Annotated in this window: 16 protein-coding genes; 10 read left to right on the top strand and 6 right to left on the bottom strand. The window is 42.7% G+C overall.

What is annotated here, in order from left to right; all coding sequences use genetic code 11:
• Positions 1-21 precede the first annotated feature (21 nt).
• The 4 genes from ACX3PZ_RS10205 to ACX3PZ_RS10190 form a co-directional block, all read right to left on the bottom strand.
• Positions 22-1,254 (bottom strand): acetyl-CoA C-acyltransferase, encoded by a 1,233-nt coding sequence (locus tag ACX3PZ_RS10205; protein ID WP_459084328.1) that lies wholly within the window; start codon positions 1,252-1,254, stop codon positions 22-24.
• A gap of 36 nt (positions 1,255-1,290) precedes the next feature.
• Positions 1,291-1,824 carry an FUSC family protein gene (locus ACX3PZ_RS10200; RefSeq protein ID WP_459084327.1) on the bottom strand — a complete coding sequence of 178 codons (534 nt, stop codon included), beginning with the start codon at positions 1,822-1,824 and terminating at the stop codon, positions 1,291-1,293.
• Between the two features lie 95 nt (positions 1,825-1,919).
• Positions 1,920-2,801: a 3-oxoacid CoA-transferase subunit B gene (locus ACX3PZ_RS10195; protein ID WP_459112757.1), complete on the bottom strand. Its 882-nt coding sequence runs from the start codon at positions 2,799-2,801 to the stop codon at positions 1,920-1,922.
• A gap of 26 nt (positions 2,802-2,827) precedes the next feature.
• Entirely contained in the window at positions 2,828-3,943 is a 1,116-nt protein-coding gene (locus ACX3PZ_RS10190; RefSeq protein WP_459112715.1) for an MBL fold metallo-hydrolase, read from the bottom strand.
• A gap of 98 nt (positions 3,944-4,041) precedes the next feature.
• On the opposite strand from ACX3PZ_RS10190, the gene ACX3PZ_RS10185 reads away from it, so the two are divergent.
• The 4 genes from ACX3PZ_RS10185 (at position 4,042) to ACX3PZ_RS10170 (ending at position 6,764) form a co-directional block, all read left to right on the top strand.
• Positions 4,042-4,467 (top strand): SRPBCC family protein, encoded by a 426-nt coding sequence (locus ACX3PZ_RS10185; RefSeq protein WP_459084324.1) that lies wholly within the window; start codon positions 4,042-4,044, stop codon positions 4,465-4,467.
• A gap of 139 nt (positions 4,468-4,606) precedes the next feature.
• Positions 4,607-5,629 carry a glutaminyl-peptide cyclotransferase gene (locus ACX3PZ_RS10180; RefSeq protein ID WP_459084323.1) on the top strand — a complete coding sequence of 341 codons (1,023 nt, stop codon included), beginning with the start codon at positions 4,607-4,609 and terminating at the stop codon, positions 5,627-5,629.
• Between the two features lie 154 nt (positions 5,630-5,783).
• Positions 5,784-6,398, top strand: coding sequence for a deoxynucleoside kinase (locus ACX3PZ_RS10175; RefSeq protein WP_459084322.1), 615 nt, complete (start codon positions 5,784-5,786; stop codon positions 6,396-6,398).
• Positions 6,399-6,416: 18 nt separating this feature from the next.
• Positions 6,417-6,764 carry an ArsC/Spx/MgsR family protein gene (locus ACX3PZ_RS10170; RefSeq protein ID WP_459084321.1) on the top strand — a complete coding sequence of 116 codons (348 nt, stop codon included), beginning with the start codon at positions 6,417-6,419 and terminating at the stop codon, positions 6,762-6,764.
• Positions 6,765-6,767: 3 nt separating this feature from the next.
• On the opposite strand, the gene ACX3PZ_RS10165 is transcribed toward ACX3PZ_RS10170, so the two are convergent.
• Together ACX3PZ_RS10165 and ACX3PZ_RS10160 are read right to left on the bottom strand one after the other, a co-directional pair.
• A complete protein-coding gene (locus ACX3PZ_RS10165) occupies positions 6,768-7,079 on the bottom strand; it encodes a DUF493 domain-containing protein (protein WP_459084320.1) in 312 nt (103 codons plus the stop codon).
• Between the two features lie 63 nt (positions 7,080-7,142).
• Positions 7,143-7,826 (bottom strand): DUF4197 family protein, encoded by a 684-nt coding sequence (locus tag ACX3PZ_RS10160; protein WP_459084318.1) that lies wholly within the window; start codon positions 7,824-7,826, stop codon positions 7,143-7,145.
• Positions 7,827-8,042: 216 nt separating this feature from the next.
• Here ACX3PZ_RS10160 and ACX3PZ_RS10155 point away from each other — a divergent pair, with 216 nt between their 5' ends.
• The 6 genes from ACX3PZ_RS10155 to ACX3PZ_RS10130 are packed head-to-tail and all read left to right on the top strand — an operon-like array spanning position 8,043 to position 16,894.
• Complete coding sequence (locus ACX3PZ_RS10155) at positions 8,043-10,850, top strand: SusC/RagA family TonB-linked outer membrane protein (protein ID WP_459084316.1); 2,808 nt, start codon at positions 8,043-8,045, stop codon at positions 10,848-10,850.
• Between the two features lie 10 nt (positions 10,851-10,860).
• Entirely contained in the window at positions 10,861-12,327 is a 1,467-nt protein-coding gene (locus ACX3PZ_RS10150) for a RagB/SusD family nutrient uptake outer membrane protein (RefSeq protein ID WP_459084315.1), read from the top strand.
• Positions 12,328-12,345: 18 nt separating this feature from the next.
• A complete protein-coding gene (locus ACX3PZ_RS10145) occupies positions 12,346-13,326 on the top strand; it encodes a LamG-like jellyroll fold domain-containing protein (RefSeq protein WP_459112714.1) in 981 nt (326 codons plus the stop codon).
• A gap of 52 nt (positions 13,327-13,378) precedes the next feature.
• The gene (locus ACX3PZ_RS10140; RefSeq protein WP_459112713.1) at positions 13,379-14,776 is read left to right on the top strand and encodes a glucoamylase family protein; all 1,398 of its coding nucleotides are present in this window, start codon (positions 13,379-13,381) and stop codon (positions 14,774-14,776) included.
• A 13-nt stretch (positions 14,777-14,789) separates the two neighbouring features.
• The gene (locus ACX3PZ_RS10135) at positions 14,790-16,169 is read left to right on the top strand and encodes a glucoamylase family protein (RefSeq protein WP_459112712.1); all 1,380 of its coding nucleotides are present in this window, start codon (positions 14,790-14,792) and stop codon (positions 16,167-16,169) included.
• Positions 16,166-16,894, top strand: coding sequence for a carboxylesterase family protein (locus ACX3PZ_RS10130; protein ID WP_459112711.1), 729 nt, complete (start codon positions 16,166-16,168; stop codon positions 16,892-16,894). The genes ACX3PZ_RS10135 and ACX3PZ_RS10130 overlap by 4 nt, the downstream gene beginning before the upstream one ends.
• The last annotated feature ends 6 nt before the right edge of the window (positions 16,895-16,900 follow it).

The raw sequence follows: 16,900 nt of genomic DNA, 5'->3' as shown, positions 1-16,900 counted from the left end.
CGTGCTATTCTTAGGCCGGTTTTATGCGTTAGATTTGCTAAAGGAAGCATTCTCCAAAATGACTGCATAGCCTTGTCCTACGCCAATACACATGGTTGCAAGCGCATAGCGTTTCTTGGTTTTCACAAGTTCTAAAGCGGCCGAATAGGTGATTCGAGTGCCACTCATTCCTAGAGGGTGGCCTAGAGCGATGGCTCCTCCGTTTGGATTGACTCTTGGGTCATCTGGCTCTAATCCTAGTTCTTTTAAACAAGCAATACTTTGCGCTGCAAAGGCTTCGTTTATTTCAATGATGTCCATGTCCTCTAGGGTAAGCCCTGCTCGTTTCAGCGCTAATTTGGTCGCTTCCACAGGTCCAATCCCCATGATTCTTGGCTCGGTCCCTGTGACCCCAGAAGTCACTATTCTCGCCATGGGAGTAAGGTTGTATTCTTTTAAAGCACTTTCGGAGGCGATTAATACGGCAGCGGCTCCATCGTTTAGTCCAGACGAATTTCCAGCTGAAACGGTACCGTTCTCTTTTACAAAGGCAGCTCTCAATTTGGAAAGTCCTTCCATCGAAGAATTGGGTTTGACAAATTCATCTTGATCGAATTGAATAGGATCTGCTTTTCGTTGAGGAATTTCGATAGGGGTAATCTCTTCGCCTAGCCTTCCGCTTTCCATTGCTGCTTTCGCTTTCTTCTGGGAAAAGAGTGCGAACTGATCTTGTTCTTCTCGGGTAATCTCGTATTTTTCAGCTAAGTTTTCAGCCGTGTTTCCCATTGCATCCGTTCCGTAAAGTTCCTTCATTTTCGGGTTTACAAAACGCCAACCAAAACTACTATCGTAGATTTTTTGATCACTTCCAAAAGGGGCAGCAGATTTGGATAGCACATAAGGTCCACGTGTCATTCCCTCTACACCTCCTGCGATGAAAAGGTCTCCTTCGCCTGATTTAATGGCTCGAGAGGCTTGTACGATTGCGCTCATTCCTGAAGCGCATAGCCTATTGACCGTTTCTCCAGGAACGGAGACGGGAAGCCCCGCTAGAAGGAGAGACATTCTTGCTATGTTACGATTGTCTTCGCCGGCTTGGTTTGCACAGCCAATTATGACATCATCAATTTTGTCTAGGGGTAGATTCGGGGACTTCTTTAACAGTCCCTTTAGGACATCTGCTAATAAGTCGTCGGTTCTCAGTCCTGAGAGTGTTCCTCTAAAACTTCCAATGGCGGAACGAGTTCCGTTTACAATGTATGCGTTTTCTTTCATTTTATACTGTTTTTAATACGGGCAACTTACATCGAATTAATGAGGGTCGTCGCGGTGTCTAAATTCTACTTTTAAAATTAATTTATGAAGATATCGGATTAAGTATCCTGTGCTTACCACGACAAAGAGTCCAATAAGACAGCCCCCAGCGACCGATAAGAATCGTTCAATAGAAGCGATATACCCTTCGTCTGGTTTTTCCAAAACGATAATAATCACGGCAACAATGGCCGTTCTAGAGACACTTGACAGTTTGAATGCGTTGGACAAAAGAGCCGCCACCACAATTCCAATCAGCGTTTTCCAAAAGAGCTCAAAGGGCAAAAATACCACTACAAATCCCGACAAAGCACCCACTAAATTGGCTTTAACTCGGTCTGTGGTTAACCGAGGAGCGTCTTTTCCTTCGGGTGAAATCACGAGCATAATGGAGAGTAGGGCCCAAAACAAGTCAAACTCGGGAACCAGTTCCATTAGATAATATCCAAGGGTGAATCCAAGAACGCACCTATAAATGTAAATGGATATCGAGGAAAACAAAAAATTGCGCACTCCTGTCAGGACTCTCATGAACTATCGCTTTGCTTACAAAAGTATCAATTTCCAACCACCTAAACGAAGGATATATCTTCCGTTTTGGAAAAATAAGACTTTCCATTAAATCCTTAGTTTAACTTTTCTACAAACTCGGCGGAGGTTTTTTCCCGAACTTCCTCAATTGTGATTCCAGGCATGAGCTCAATGAGCGTTAGCTTTGAATCAATATATTGAAATACAGCTAGGTCCGTGATAATCATATCCACTGCAGATCTTGTCGTGATGGGTAGATCACAAGCGGGTACAATTTTTGGGTCGCCGTTTCGTTCGGTATGCATCATGGTAATAATTAGCTTCTTTGCTCCCGATGCAAGATCCATGGCTCCACCCACTCCTAACAAAGGCTCACCCGGTACGGCCCAATTGGCTAGGTTTGCCTTTTCGTCGACTTGAAGTCCGCCCATGATGGCCACATCAATATGTCCTCCTCGAATCATTGCAAAGGATTCTGCACTGTCAAAATAAGAAGTCCCTCGCAATGCCGAGACCGGTAATTTTCCTGCATTTACCGGATAGTCCATAGCTCCACCCTCCTTTGGTGAAGGACCCACTCCAAGCATTCCGTTTTCGGTATGCAGAGTTATTTGGTGCTCAGGAGTAATTAAATCGGCTACTAGGGTAGGTATTCCAATGCCTAAATTGACTACTTCTCCTTTCCTTCGTTCTTTAAGTGCTCTTTGTGCCATGCTGAGTCTTCTCAGAGAGACGGATTTGGCACTTTGACTCACGGCGGAACTTCCAAGTTCTTCAAGGGTGGTATGCGCCTGAACAAGATAGTCTATGTAGCAACCAGGCGTATGAATAATTTCGGGTGAAAGTTCGCCTTCTTCGACCAAGTGCTCAACCACTGCAATGACTAGATCGGCTGCCGTCGCAAAGGCTTTATTGAAGTTCTGCTCGGTCATTCGGTATTGCAAGTTGCCTGAACGGTCCGCTTTCCAAGCCCGAATAAAGGAAGAACCTTAGACGAAAAGGGCTAGGGTAGGTTTTGCCACCAAGGGTTAGGCTGAATTTCGTTTTGGCTCCAATCGATGCGCTCACCTATTTTGGGCGTTAAGATCGCTTGATCGGGCTTTCGAAGTGCCATCATCTTGCTAATGGGTTCGTTCCATGCGTGGAGTGCCAAAGCAAACTTTCCGTAATGGACTGGAACCAGGGTTTTCGCCTTTAAGTCTTCCATTGCTTTTAAATTTTCTCCGGGTAGAAAATGAATGTATCGCCAATCCTCATTGTACTGCCCATTTTCTAAAATGGCCAAATCAATGGAGTCGTGTCGTTTTCCAATTTCTTTGAAATGATCTCCGTACCCGCTGTCTCCTCCAATGAAAACCTTTTGGGTCGGGAATTGAAGCAAGAAACTGCTCCATAACGTTTGATTTCGTTTGAGTCCTCTTCCTGAGAAGTGCCTTGCCGGCTCTGAATAGACAGTGTATCCTCTTGTTAATTCATGGGATTCGTACCAATCTAGTTCAACAAGTTTGCTAGACTCTAGTCCCCAAAACTCTAAATGTTCTCCCGTTCCAAGTCCGGTAATGACTTTTTGTGTCTGGTTGAAAAGGGCTTTAACCGTTTTGTAATCTAAATGATCCCAGTGGTCATGCGTAATAATTAGGTAATCTAAAGGGGGGATGTCTTTCGTCTCATAGAGATCACTTCCTTTAAATGCTTTTACACTGAATGAGAAAGGACTTGCATGGCCCGAAAAAACAGGATCGACTAAAATACGTTTTCCATCTAGTTGCAGGTAATAAGAAGAGTGTCCCATCCATACCATCGTGTTTTCAGAAAGGGGTATGGAAAAGAGGTCTGTTTTTGTAAATTCAAACGGATTCTTAGGTTGTATCTGAGGACTTTTCTTAAATAGCATTTTGTACATCGCGCCTACCATAGTGGCCCCAGGTGCCATAGCCGGTGTATCTAGTAAATTATCAAACTGATTTCCTCGGTAATGCGGAGAGTTTTGAATTCGAACTAAGCGTTCTCCGGAGGGGGCTTTTCCAAAGGAAGGACTCCTTAGAATGAAATACCCTACGATTGCAATAAGTAAGGTGAGAATAAGGAATACGAACAGAACTTTTAGTAGTGGATGCACAATGAGTGGATTAAGTCTGCAAAATTAACCCATTTTTCTCAGGTTTTTGATTTGTTCTCTCTATATTGTATATTTTTAAACCCCACGAAAAAAGTAGGATGAACGATACAATTACTGTAGTGCAAATCTTTAATCAGCCCTTAGAAAAGGTTTGGAGTGCAATAAGCGATGCAAGTGAACTTCAAAAATGGTATTTTGAGATCCCTAGTTTTGAATTAAAGCTACATCATAAATTTCATTTCTATGAACCCGGGGATGAAAAGAAATTTCTTCACGCTGGAGAAATCGTAGAAATTCAACCCTATAAAAAGCTTTCGTATACTTGGTCTTATCCCGAAATTTCGAATGAAACTACACTCGTGAATTGGGAGTTAGAACCTTGGGGAGATCAAACTCGCTTAGTCCTTAGGCATGAGCATCTAGATCATTTTAAATTGTTGGGTGAGGGGTTTTCCTTCGAAAATTTTTCATTCGGTTGGAAAAGCATCGTTAGGGATTCTTTGAAAAGCTATTTAGAAAATTGAAAATCACGTTTCCAGAAAGGTTTTTTTTGGGAAGCCAAAAAAAGGGGAATCCCTTTTTGTCTGAGCCATGATATTTCAGTAATTTCACAAATTCGATCCAGGCATAGGCCTGAAAGAAGTAAATTTGAAAAAAAAAGAAATGAAACGTAGTTTATATATTGCTCTGATAGGTTTAGGCGTATTAGTATCTTGTAGTAAAGAAAAAGAAGTTTTAAATGATTTAAACAGCTATACCATTGAGCGTCAATCGCAGGGGTTTCATTTTGGGGATTCTCTTGAGCTTCCGCAGAGCGTGCTGAAGGATGCGAAAGAAATAAAAATCAGTTTTGGAGACAAGGAGACCTCAAGTCTTATCATTGATCCCAATTACTTTTCCTTAGGAGATAATGCCGTCACCTTTTTAATTACAACCTCAAGCGGGGAAGTTTTAAGCCAAGATGCGACCATTAATGTTTTTGCTGCAAAGCCTGAGGCTAATATTTCCTATGAAATAGTGAAAGAGTATCCTCACGATACGGCAAACTTCACGCAAGGCTTTCAATTGGAAGGAGAAACTATTTACGAAAGTGACGGGCAACATGGGCTCTCTCAACTTATAAAATATACTTTGGGTTCCACGCAGGTGCAGAAATCCATTCATCAACCTCAAGAAGTGTTTTCGGAAGGAGCCACGATCGTAGGGGATAAGATCTACCAGTTGACTTGGCAGAATAAAAAAGGATTTGTGTATAACAAGTCAAGCTTGGAGCTTCTCTCTGAATTTCCTTACCCCAATGTGATTGGAGAAGGATGGGGGCTTACCTACGATGGGAAAAGTCTCATTGCCTCAGACGGGACCAAGAATCTTTATTTCCTTTCTGTAAAGGATCCCTCTCAGTTAGAACGGTATATTTCCGTGGCAGGAAACACCCAGGCTTACGATCAATTAAATGAGCTCGAGTATCACGAGGGCTACATTTATGCGAACGTATGGCAAAACCCAATCGTTTTAAAGATTGATCCTAAAACAGGAGAAGTTGTGGGGAAATTCGATTTCACGCAGCTTGCTAAAAAACATACGACGGGCAATGATGATGTGTTAAATGGGATCGCATTCAAAGGAGAAAACATGCTGGTAACAGGTAAAAATTGGCCTACGATTTACGAAGTTCAAATAAAATAATTAGCAGTCCCTAAAGGTAGAAATGCTCCGGATTGTGGATAAATTATAGAGTCATAATTTTGAAATCAAAGAGAAAGAGATTTATCTTTACGCGCTTTAAATGTCCCTGCTTTTTGGGCCATACTCATAGATCAACTTAAGAGATTTTTTACACATGCACATCGCAATTACAGGAAACATTGGCGCTGGAAAAACCACGCTCACGACAATGCTCGCGAAACATTATGGCTGGGAAGCCCAATTTGAGGACGTGGATCACAATCCTTATTTAGAGGACTTTTATGCCGACATGAGCCAATGGAGTTTTGCACTTCAGATTTATTTTTTGGGCAGTCGTTTTCGACAAGTCAAAGAAATTCGTGAAAGTGGAAAAAACATTATCCAAGACCGAACGATTTATGAGGATGCTCACATATTTGCAGAGAATTTGTATGACATGAGTCTCCTTTCCCAAAGAGACTATGACAACTATCTTTCTGTTTTTACTTTGATGAAATCTTTTGTGCAGGCACCTGATCTTTTAATTTACCTAAAGAGTGATGTTCCAAATTTGGTAAAAAAGATCTACAAACGAGGAAGGGAATACGAGGCAACCATTAGCATTGAATACCTCTCTAAGTTGAACCAAAAATACGAAAGTTGGATTGAGAATTACAAGGAAGGAAAATTACTTGTAATTGAAGTGGACGATCTGGATTTTGTAGAAAGGCCTCAAGATTTTGGCTTTATTCTTGAACGCATTGAGGCAGAGCTTCATGGACTTTTTTAACTCCTTCATACCAATTGCATGCTGAAAATTTTACATAATAACAGTTGTTCTAAATCTCGATCTGTTCTTGAATACCTTGATGAAAATGGGGTAGAGTTCGAATTAATTGATATTGTAAACGATCCTCTTTCTGTCTTAGAGATTGAAACGCTTCTAAAAAAACTAGACGCTAGGCCTCTTGATATTCTTCGCAAAAACGAACCGCTCTACAAAAGCACATACGCAGATAAGACCCTAACGGATTCTGAGTGGATGGAAATTCTCTCCCAAAATCCAAATTTAATAGAGCGTCCTATTTTGATAAAAGGATCCCTAGCGATGGTCGCCCGACCTATTGAAAAAGCAAAGTTTTTTATAGAAGCCTAAAATCTAAAGCATCATTACACCAGGAATTTTGGAAACTTCTTTGTAGAGGTCAATCACCTGATTTGCATCCATGACAAAGGCCAGGATACTGGCGGAAATGTACTTCCCGTTTGAACTTTCCCTTGTTGAAATCGTGTACTTTAGTTTGTCAAAGATTTGATACAAATCTGTGAGTTTTGAATTGTCGTTTGGGAATATGAATTTATAGAGATAATCTTCGGGAAAGCTATGTGCGCTTTCCAAGTTGGCTTGTAAATTAGTGTAAAATTCTTCTGCAGATACGCCCTTTGGTAGTGGGCTGTTGGGTTGGTCCATAAATATAGATTCGATATAAACTAGAGAGGTTAAAAGTTCGAGGCGATAAATATAAGATTTTTTTTATTTTGAATTTTGAAGTGCATCTAAAAGTTGATACGAATTTTGCATTTCATGATTTTCAATAATTTTAAAAAGTCCCTCCACCATTTGCTCCGATGCAAGTCTACTGAGTCCCCCTGAGGCAAGGTTTAGATTTTGATCTCCTGTTCCTAACAGTCCTCCTAAAAGGTTGTTTCCTTGAAGTGCTAAATTAAGACTTTTTACAATTCCGTATTCATTTAGTTTTTCATCCACTTTCGGTTGAATGGCAAGCAAAAGTTGATCTGCTGTTTTTGCTTTCAAAAGCCTTGTAGCAGCTCCTTTTCCACCATTCGCGACTTGCATAACGTCCTGAGCCGTTAACGAGTTTACAGCATTCCTTAAGATAGGTTCTGCGGTTTGCACCGTATACGCTGCAGCCTGGGCAATGTATTCTCTTTCTTTCTGGACGAGACTGGGTGAGATTCGCTCTAAAACGGAATTGATCTCTCTTAATGGCTTAGGCAAAGCCTGATCGATTAATTCATTTTGCATAAACGCATTTTTATTAGAGAAAATTCCAACTCCTTTGGTGATTCCTCCCAGCAATATTTGTTTTAAAACGGTGATTCCAATCCCTGAGGTGGCTAGTGCCAGACAAGATTGGGTTAAAACGCCGATCGAACCCACTGCGAGGCTCGCTACTAATACGGTTTTTGCTTTCATATATATGTTTTTATTTAGAAAAAGCATCGGATGCTAATTAGATGTTTCAAATATTAAGCCAAGTTCTTTCGATAGAGGCCTTGGGTCAAGCGTTCGGGCGTTAGGTAAGAAAAGTTAAGTAAATGCTAAAGTTTACCAAATATTTTCTAAATTTGAGATAATAAACGCGCGTGTGTTTAGACCGCTCAAGAGAGATTTAATTCAAAAGTTAACAGTATGAAAAACAGCAATCTAAAGTTTCCTTGCCTTATTGCCGCCTTTTACTTCGGTTTTAGCGTGCAGGCACAGACGACTCAAGATACAGTGCGAGAGCAACAAATCGAGGAGGTCGTTATGATTGGGTACGGTAGTCGTAAAAAAGTGGACAATACGGCTGCAATCAGCTCAATTAATGCAGAAGAAGTCAGCAAGACGAAAGTGTTAAATGCGACGCAAGCGATTCAAGGGAAGGCTGCGGGTGTTAACGTGACCGCTTCTGACCTTCCCGGTTCGACCCCCTCGGTGGTCATCCGTGGATTAGGAACCGCACTGGGAGGACGTGAACCTCTTTATGTGGTGGACGGAATGATGGTGGGAGGTATTTCCAACATCAATACAAACGACATTCTCACGTACGATATTTTGAAAGATGCCTCGGCACTTGCAATCTATGGGAACCGTGGAGCCAATGGAGTGATCATTATTACGACTAAATCCGGTCGAGGTCGAGGTATATCGGTCGAGTACGATGGATTTATAGGAGTTCGTTCACCCCTGCGCAAAGTCAAAATGGCTGGAAGTAATCTCTTTTCGTATTATACCAATACGGCTTTGAGCAGTACAAAATTCTCTCAGGATCAACCGGTGAACACCGACTGGTTTGAAGAAATCACACGCCAAGGTGTTTACAACCAACACAACGTGTCGGTATCGGGTTCTTCTGAAAATGCGAAGTACTTTTTTAGTGCGAGCAATTACGATGAAAAAGCGATTCTAAAAGGTTCGGATTACAATCGTACCACGCTTCGAACCAATAACGAATTTAAAATCAACCGCAATATTACCCTCTCCCAGACGATGAGTGTGGCTTTCTTTAATGTAACACCTAAACCTTTGGGTGCCTTTACGACGGCTTACAAACAATCTCCGATCGTACCGGTGCGTTTTGAAAATGGGAAATGGGGAGTTCCTTTTGTAGGTGCAGATGGATTCGCAGGGACTACTGGCTCCTCTTTTAATAATGTAGGAAATCCCGTAAGTCAACTTTTCTTCAATGACGAGCAGCAGCGAAGCATGCAGCTTCAGGGAAGTGTGAAGTTAGACATTAAATTTGCTAAATACTTCACCTATACAGGTCAGTTTTCAGGGCAATACAACAACGGAAAAGCCTACAGTTTTTCGGATACTCGAGAAATATGGTTAGCCGCGGATCCTACCCGTACGGAGGCGCAATATAGCCCAGCAGATGCCGTCAACTCGCTTAACAATAGTCGTTACACCAATTTTAATTGGGCGGTGACGAATTTTGTAACCTTTCAAAAGAGATTTGGACTCCACGATGTGGAAGCCACAGTGGGAACCGAGACCACAATCTATGATGGAGAAGAACGAATTGCCTTTACAAGACGAAATGTTCTTCCTAATCGCAATTATTGGGATCTTGCCGGAACCAATTATGCAGATGAAAACCTTACTTCTCTTACAAGTGTAAAAGCAAACGATGCAAACACCCTTTCTTTCTTTGCAAGAGCGCAGTACAAATACAATAATAAATATTTGCTAACAGCTACCATTCGTCAGGATGGCTCTTCTCAATTTGCACAGGATCGCAAATGGGGAACCTTTCCTTCCTTTGGTGCAGGATGGGTGATTTCCGAGGAAGAATTTCTTAAGGATGGTGCTTTCGATCTCTTGAAAATTAGAGGAGGTTGGGGACGTTTAGGAAATCAAAATGTTCCTTTAAACTTCCTTCCTTTTGCGACAGGAGAAAACATGAATTATTACTTCAACGGTCTTACCAACGGAGGAGGTACTACTATTAATCAACTTTATGACCCTCTTCTTTCTTGGGAAATTGTGGAGGGAAGTAACGTCGGGCTTGACATCGAGATATTATCTCGCCGTTTAAGTGGTACGTTTGATGTCTATAAAAAGGTCACCAATAACCTAATTCTACAAGCCACACCGATCTCTACTTCTGGACTTGAAATCGCGGGATATTCCCATTTAGGGCAAGTAACCAACAAGGGGGTTGAAGCTGCCTTAAATTGGAAGGACCAAGCAGGGGAAGATTTTTCTTACTCCATCGGAGTCAATTATTCCTATAACCATAACGAAGTAAATCAACTCGCTTCCGAAAATGTGAACGACATCAACGGAGGAGGACTTGGAAATGGACAGTGGACTAAATTGTTGAATGAAAAAGCGGTAGGCCAGCCTTTAGGTAGTTTCTATCTTTGGGAAGTTGCGGGGTATGACCAAGACGGAAAAGTCATGTATGTGGATCACAACAACAATGGCATCACAGGCTCTTCGGATTCTGAGGATCGGCGCTTTTTCGGCTCATACATTCCGAAATCCAATGTGGGAATTAATCTTGGGGTGAATTACAAAAACCTTGATTTTTCAGTGAATGGATACGGAGCCTTTGGAGGCGTGGTTTACAATGGGAAAAAAGCCCAACGTTTCTCCGGAGAAAACATTGAATACGATGTGGCAAGCAACTTTTGGACTCCAGACAATACAGGAGCTTCGAATCCTGCACCTTTTAACAGTGTACCGCTTGCCTCTAATTATTACTTAGAGAGTGGCGATTATTTTAGGATCAACAATATTACCCTAGGATACACCGTGAAGAATGTTGTCGATTATGTTTCGTCGGTTCGATTCTATGTGAATGCAATCAATCCGGTTGTATTTCAGAAATTCTCAGGATTCACCCCTGAACTTTCTGCTGACGGGAATCCCTACGGAAACGCCGGAATTGAACTGGATGCTTATCCTACACTTCGATCGTTTGTTTTTGGTGTAAATGTTAAATTTTAATTTGAAAGTCATGAAAAAGAAAATTATATTAGTTTCCGCTTTAGCCCTGTTTGCACTTAGCACAAACAGTTGTAGGACCGACTCTTTGGACGTCACACCTACTTCCAATATTTCGACTCAGGACTTATCCCTTTTTAATAACAACGAAGGAGCAGAAGGGTTTTCGAATGCCGTGTACGCAAAATTTTTAGACTGGAATTTAAGTTCGTTTGCTTGGATCGGGATTACCAATATTATTAGCGACGATGCAGACAAGGGGTCGTCCCCTGGAGATGCAGGTGGCGACAAGGACCTCTTGGATAAACTGGATTTAACCGCTACGGGAAGTTCCTTTAACGATGTGTGGCAGGGTTCCTATCAAGGGATTAACAGAGCCAACCAAGCCCTTGAATACATCCCGCAGCTGGACAAAGCGGATGCGGCCCTTCGCGAACGACTTGTAGGCGAAGTGAAGTTCTTAAGAGCGTTTTTATACTTCAATTTGGTTCGAGGATGGGGAGGAGTTCCCATCGTAGATCATGTGCCGAGTCCGAGTGTGGAGGAGGATCGAGTCATGCTGCTCACACGAAAAAGTGCGGAAGAAGTGTACGCTTTTATTATTAAGGACTTAGAAGATGCAGCCATGGTGCTTCCACCCAAAGCAGCCTATTCAGGGAACAATGTAGGTAGAGCGACCAAGGGTGCTGCAAATGCACTGCTTGCGAAGGTTTACCTCTATCAAAAGAATTGGCAAAAGGCGCTGGATCATGCTAACTTAGTAGTAGGGTATGGGCTAACACCTGATTTTGCAGATATTTACAAAGTTTCTGGAGAAAACAACCAAGAATCTATCTTTGAAATTCAAGGAAAAGGAGGACCGGGAGAACCTGGCATTCAACAGTATTCTCAAACCCAAGGCGCGAGAGGTGCTGGAGGTTGGGGATGGGGATTTGGCACGCCTTCTCAAAATCTCGTCGATGCGTTTGACGAGGCTGGAGATACGGAGCGTCGCGATGCGACCATTATCTTTAGGAATTCTACTCTTTACGATGGGCGTGTAGTGCCTAGCACTGTAGAAAATCCCTATTACAATTACAAAGCGTACTCTTCCAATTACACAGGTTCTGACGATTCGGATACGAACATTCGCTACCTGCGCTACGCCGAGATTTTATTAATTAAGGCGGAAGCTTTAAATGAATTAGGACAAACGGGCCTTGCCGGAGAGGAACTTAATAAAGTGAGACTTAGAGCCAATTTAGGGGTGACCACTGCGAGCTCAAGCACGGCAATGCGCACCGCAATTTGGAAGGAAAGACGTTTGGAGTTAGCCCTAGAGCACGATCGCTGGTTTGATTTGGTCCGTACCGGTCAAGCTAAAAGTGCAATGGCGGCAGATGGCAAAACTTTTATTGTCGGAAGACATGAATTGTTTCCAATTCCTCAGCCTTTCATTAGTGAGTCAAAAGGGCTAAGTCAACCGAATCCAGGTTATTAATTATTTAATATTACTCTTATGAATTATCAAAATACAATCAAATATGTGGGCGGTACCTTTCTAGGGATGCTGCTTCTCTCTGGATGCATGGATAGTATTGACAAAGACAATCCACCCATTCCATACCCGTCCATCGGAGGGTATGAAAACTCGGATGATATAGCTAGCAGCAATCTGCTAAGCAAACTTAGTTTTGAAAACAATCTTTTAGACGCAAAAAACAGTATCTCGGGAGCGGTGTCCACCAAAGTGGGTTATGCGCAAGGGATCAAAGGAATGGCCTACAGTGGTTCTTCCACAGAATCTCGATATGCCGTAGGCCAAGGATCCAGTGCTATCACGGGTCTTAATGATTTTACCGTCGCCTTTTGGATGAAAAGTAACAATACAGTAGCGCCAGATCCTCCTGGAGTTGGAAAAGGAGCACAAGGGATTTTCTCTGTGGTTCGTCCAGCAGAATTCTGGGGTGGAATTAACCTTTTTATTGAAAATCCAGACAACTCCAAACCCGATCGAATTCGTTTGAAACTTGGGGTTGAAAATGGACGTTCCGGTGTGAACTGGAAAGGCCAAAGTGTCATAGCGAATTTGGACGGTTACAAAGGAAAATGGGTTCATGTGGCCTTTGTCTACAACTCGAAGGAAAGCCGATGCTACGTATACCAAGACGGAGAACCAGCTAAGAATTTAGAAGGGTTTGCTTATTCTCCAGCCGGTGGAACGTTAAGCGGCTACGCTTCTTGGTTTTCTGACGATCCGGGCGGTATTGACAATCCAAAATCCGTGGCAGGGTATGGGAATTTAGAAATGGTGGGGACCAATGGACAAGTGGTCCTAGGTACTCATCAATTTGAAACTCTGCCGCCGCTCAATAACGGTTCGCAACAAGATTGGGCCACAAGTTACGCAGGGCAATTGGATGAGTTTAGACTCTACAATGCAGCTCTTGCCCCGGCGGATATCATCGCGCTTTACAAGCTTGAAAAAGACGGAAGATAATTGACTTCGAAAAGGGTCCACTTGGGCCCTTTTCTTTTTAAAAAAAATACAAATGAAATTTGCGATCCCAACTTTATTCTTTTTCGCGCTATTAACCAGCTCTTGCTCGGGTGGTCGCGATTCCCCCGGAGGAGGCGGTACGCCACTTCCCACACCACCGGGTCCTGATCCTGCACCGGTCACGTATACCGATGTGGAACTTTTGGATTTGGTCCAAAAAGAAACGATTTCCTACTTTTGGGAGTTTGCCGAATCCAATTCGAAATTAGCTCGAGAACGATACCATACGGACAATCCTTCGCTTGATCAAAATGTGGTGACCACAGGAGGATCTGGATTTGGACTGCTCAGTTTGCTCGTAGGTATTGAGAAAGGGTTTCTTCCTCGCTCACAAGCAGTAGAACGACTTACTACAGGTCTTAGTTTCTTGGAAAAGGCAGAGCGGTTCCACGGCGCGTGGCCCCATTGGATCGATGGGCAGACCGGCGCCGTGAAACCTTTCGGTCCTGGAGACGACGGTGGAGATTTGGTGGAAACTGCATTTCTTGTTCAGGGTCTAATTTGCGTGCGAGAATACTTTAAAAACTCTTCCGTTGAAGCGGAAAAGAATTTAGCCTTAAAAGCGGATGAACTTTGGCAAGGGGTTGAATGGAACTGGTACACTCAAAACCAAAACACACTGTATTGGCACTGGTCGAAAAACAGTGGGTTTCAGATGAATATGAAACTGCAAGGATTTGATGAAACCTTAATTCCATATATCCTTGCAGCTAGTTCACCAACTTACCCCATTTCAAAAGAAGTGTATAAAGAAGGATGGGCACGCAGCGGTGGAATTAAGAGTGCCGGTTCGCTTTACGGCATTCCCTTAGTGGTGAATCATAACGGTCACTCAGGAAGTGTAGGCCCTCTGTTTTGGTCGCATTATTCTTTTCTCGCGCTCGATCCAAGAGGTCTATCGGATGAATATGTCAATTATGGAAACGCTGTAACGAACCACTCTAAAATCATGTACCAATATGCATTAAGTAATCCGAAAGGATATGTCGGATACGGTGCGAAAGGTTGGGGATTAACGGCAAGTTACTCTCGAAACAGTGATGGGTCGACAGGGTACAGTGCCCATTCGCCGTTAAATGATTTGGGTGTAATCAGCCCGACAGCGGCTCTTTCAAGTATGCCCTATACCCCTAGTGAAAGTATGGAGATGCTTCGATTTCTTTACAACGAAAAGAAATCGCAGTACGTGGGTGTGGCAGGCCCCTACGATGCGTATAGCCCCCAGTACAATTGGGTGAGCCCACGGTACTTGGCCATTGATCAAGGAACGATCACCCCCATGGTAGAGAACTACCGAAGTGGATTTATTTGGAATCTTTTTATGAAGGCTCCTGAAATTAAGGTGGGACTTAAAAAGCTCGGGTTTAGTTCTAGCACCCACACTCTTTAAAAAGGAAGATAATATGAAGAAATTAATTGTATTTACTCTTGCGCTAGGATCGATTGTTGGATCGTGTACAGCAATGAATTTAACGAAAGACTCGCCGGAAAAAGTGAGTTTTTCAAAAAGTGATACAGACCTAATGGATCAGGTCCAAAAGCAAAGTCTGAAATATTTTTGGGATTTTGCAGAGCCCAATTCTCTCATGGGCCAAGAACGCTACCATGAAGACGGGGTATACCCTTATAACGATGCGCATGTAGTGACAACAGGAGGTTCAGGTTTTGGACTCATGAGTATTTTAGTGGGCGTAGAAAGAGGCTTTGTGCCACGCACTGAAGCGGTTGATAGACTGCATAAAATTGCGAATTTTCTTTCCACAAGTGAGCGGTTCCATGGTGCTTGGTCTCATTGGATTGATGGGAGAACCGGAAAGGCTGTCCCGTTTGGAAAAAAAGATGACGGCGGAGACTTGGTCGAAACCGCATTTTTAGTTCAAGGAATTATTACAGTACGAGAGTATTTTAAAGAAGGAAATGCGCGGGAGAAAGCCTTAGCTAAGAAAATGGATGAGTTATGGAGATCGGTGGAATGGGATTGGTACACAAAAGGAGGAGAGAAAGTCCTTTACTGGCATTGGTCCAAAAACTATGGATGGGAAATGAATTTCCCTTTGGAAGGATATAACGAATGTTTGATTACTTATATTCTAGCGGCCTCTTCCCCTACGCATCCCATTGATGCAGAAACGTATTACAAAGGTTGGACGAGAGACGGAAGTTACACCACAGACAAAACAAAATACGGTCTTCCTCTTCTGGTCAATCACAACGGAGCGAGTGAATACGGTGGGCCCTTATTTTGGGCGCAATATTCTTATCTTGGGTTAGATCCTACCGGACTACAGGACCGACAAATTCAAAATTATTTTGATCTGAACCGAAACCATGTACTTATTAGCTACCGCTATGCCCTCGAAAACCCAAAGCACTTTAAAGGTTATGGACCTAATTATTGGGGCATGACTGCTTCTTATTCCAGAAATCCAGATGGATCCACTGGCTATACCGCTCATATGCCCTCTAACGACAGAGGCGTTATAACACCCACGGCCGCGCTTAGTAGTTTTCCTTATACGCCGAAAGAATCGATGGATGTTCTTCGGTTTTTATATGAGCAAAAACCTGAATTTATTGGAAGCGCAGGTCCCTACGACGCGACCTCAATCCATTATGACAATTGGGTAGCCAAACAATATCTAGCCATCGACCAAGGCACGATTTCTCCTATGATCGAAAATTATAGGACGGGACTTTTATGGAAGCTTTTCATGAATGCCCCAGACATTCAAGCAGGACTAAAAAAACTTGATTTTAAATCCGAAAAATACAATATCAAATGAAGATAAACCTTTTGATAAACCAATGCATACGCTACTTTAGTCTTGTTTTACTCCTCAGTATGACAAGCGTAAGTTTTGCGCAAGAAATTCACGCGAATTTCAGCAAGACGGTGTCGATCGAATCTGAACTTGGGTATGTCCTAGACTATCCTAAAGAGAGCAAATCTGCGGTCCCTTTGATTGTTTTTTTGCATGGCTCCGGGGAAAGAGGAAGTAATCTGGAATTGGTCAAGGCCCACAGTCCTTTTACGTACAAAGAGCTAATTAAAGAGCCGGTTGCCATTTTAGCACCCCAGTGTCCTGCAAATGAGTGGTGGGATACACAGGCTGTTTATGCACTCATTCAGGATATTCAAACCAAATACAAAATAGATCCGAGTCGAATTCATCTCACCGGCCTCTCTATGGGAGGATGGGGAAGTTGGAAGCTAGCCAATGAGCATCCCGAAATGTTTGCTTCTCTAAGCGTGGTTTGTGGTCCTTCGGATCGATGGATGAAGGCAACTGCGCATCAGTACAAGGATCTACCCATCCGTATTTTCCATGGAGGAAATGACGATATCGTCTCTCCAATGGCCTCTATTGAGATGTACCAAGTCATTCGTAAAATCAATCCAAACGTGAGTCTGACGATTTTCCCAGACGATAACCATAATTCTTGGGATTCTACCTATAGCAATCCCGAATTTTACACCTGGATGTTAGCAAATAAGAAACAAAAATAATAGAAT

It is taken from the genome of Chryseobacterium sp. A321 (genome assembly GCF_054489265.1).
Note: the sequence above shows the minus strand (reverse complement) of the source record. Positions and strands in the feature narration are given on the sequence as shown.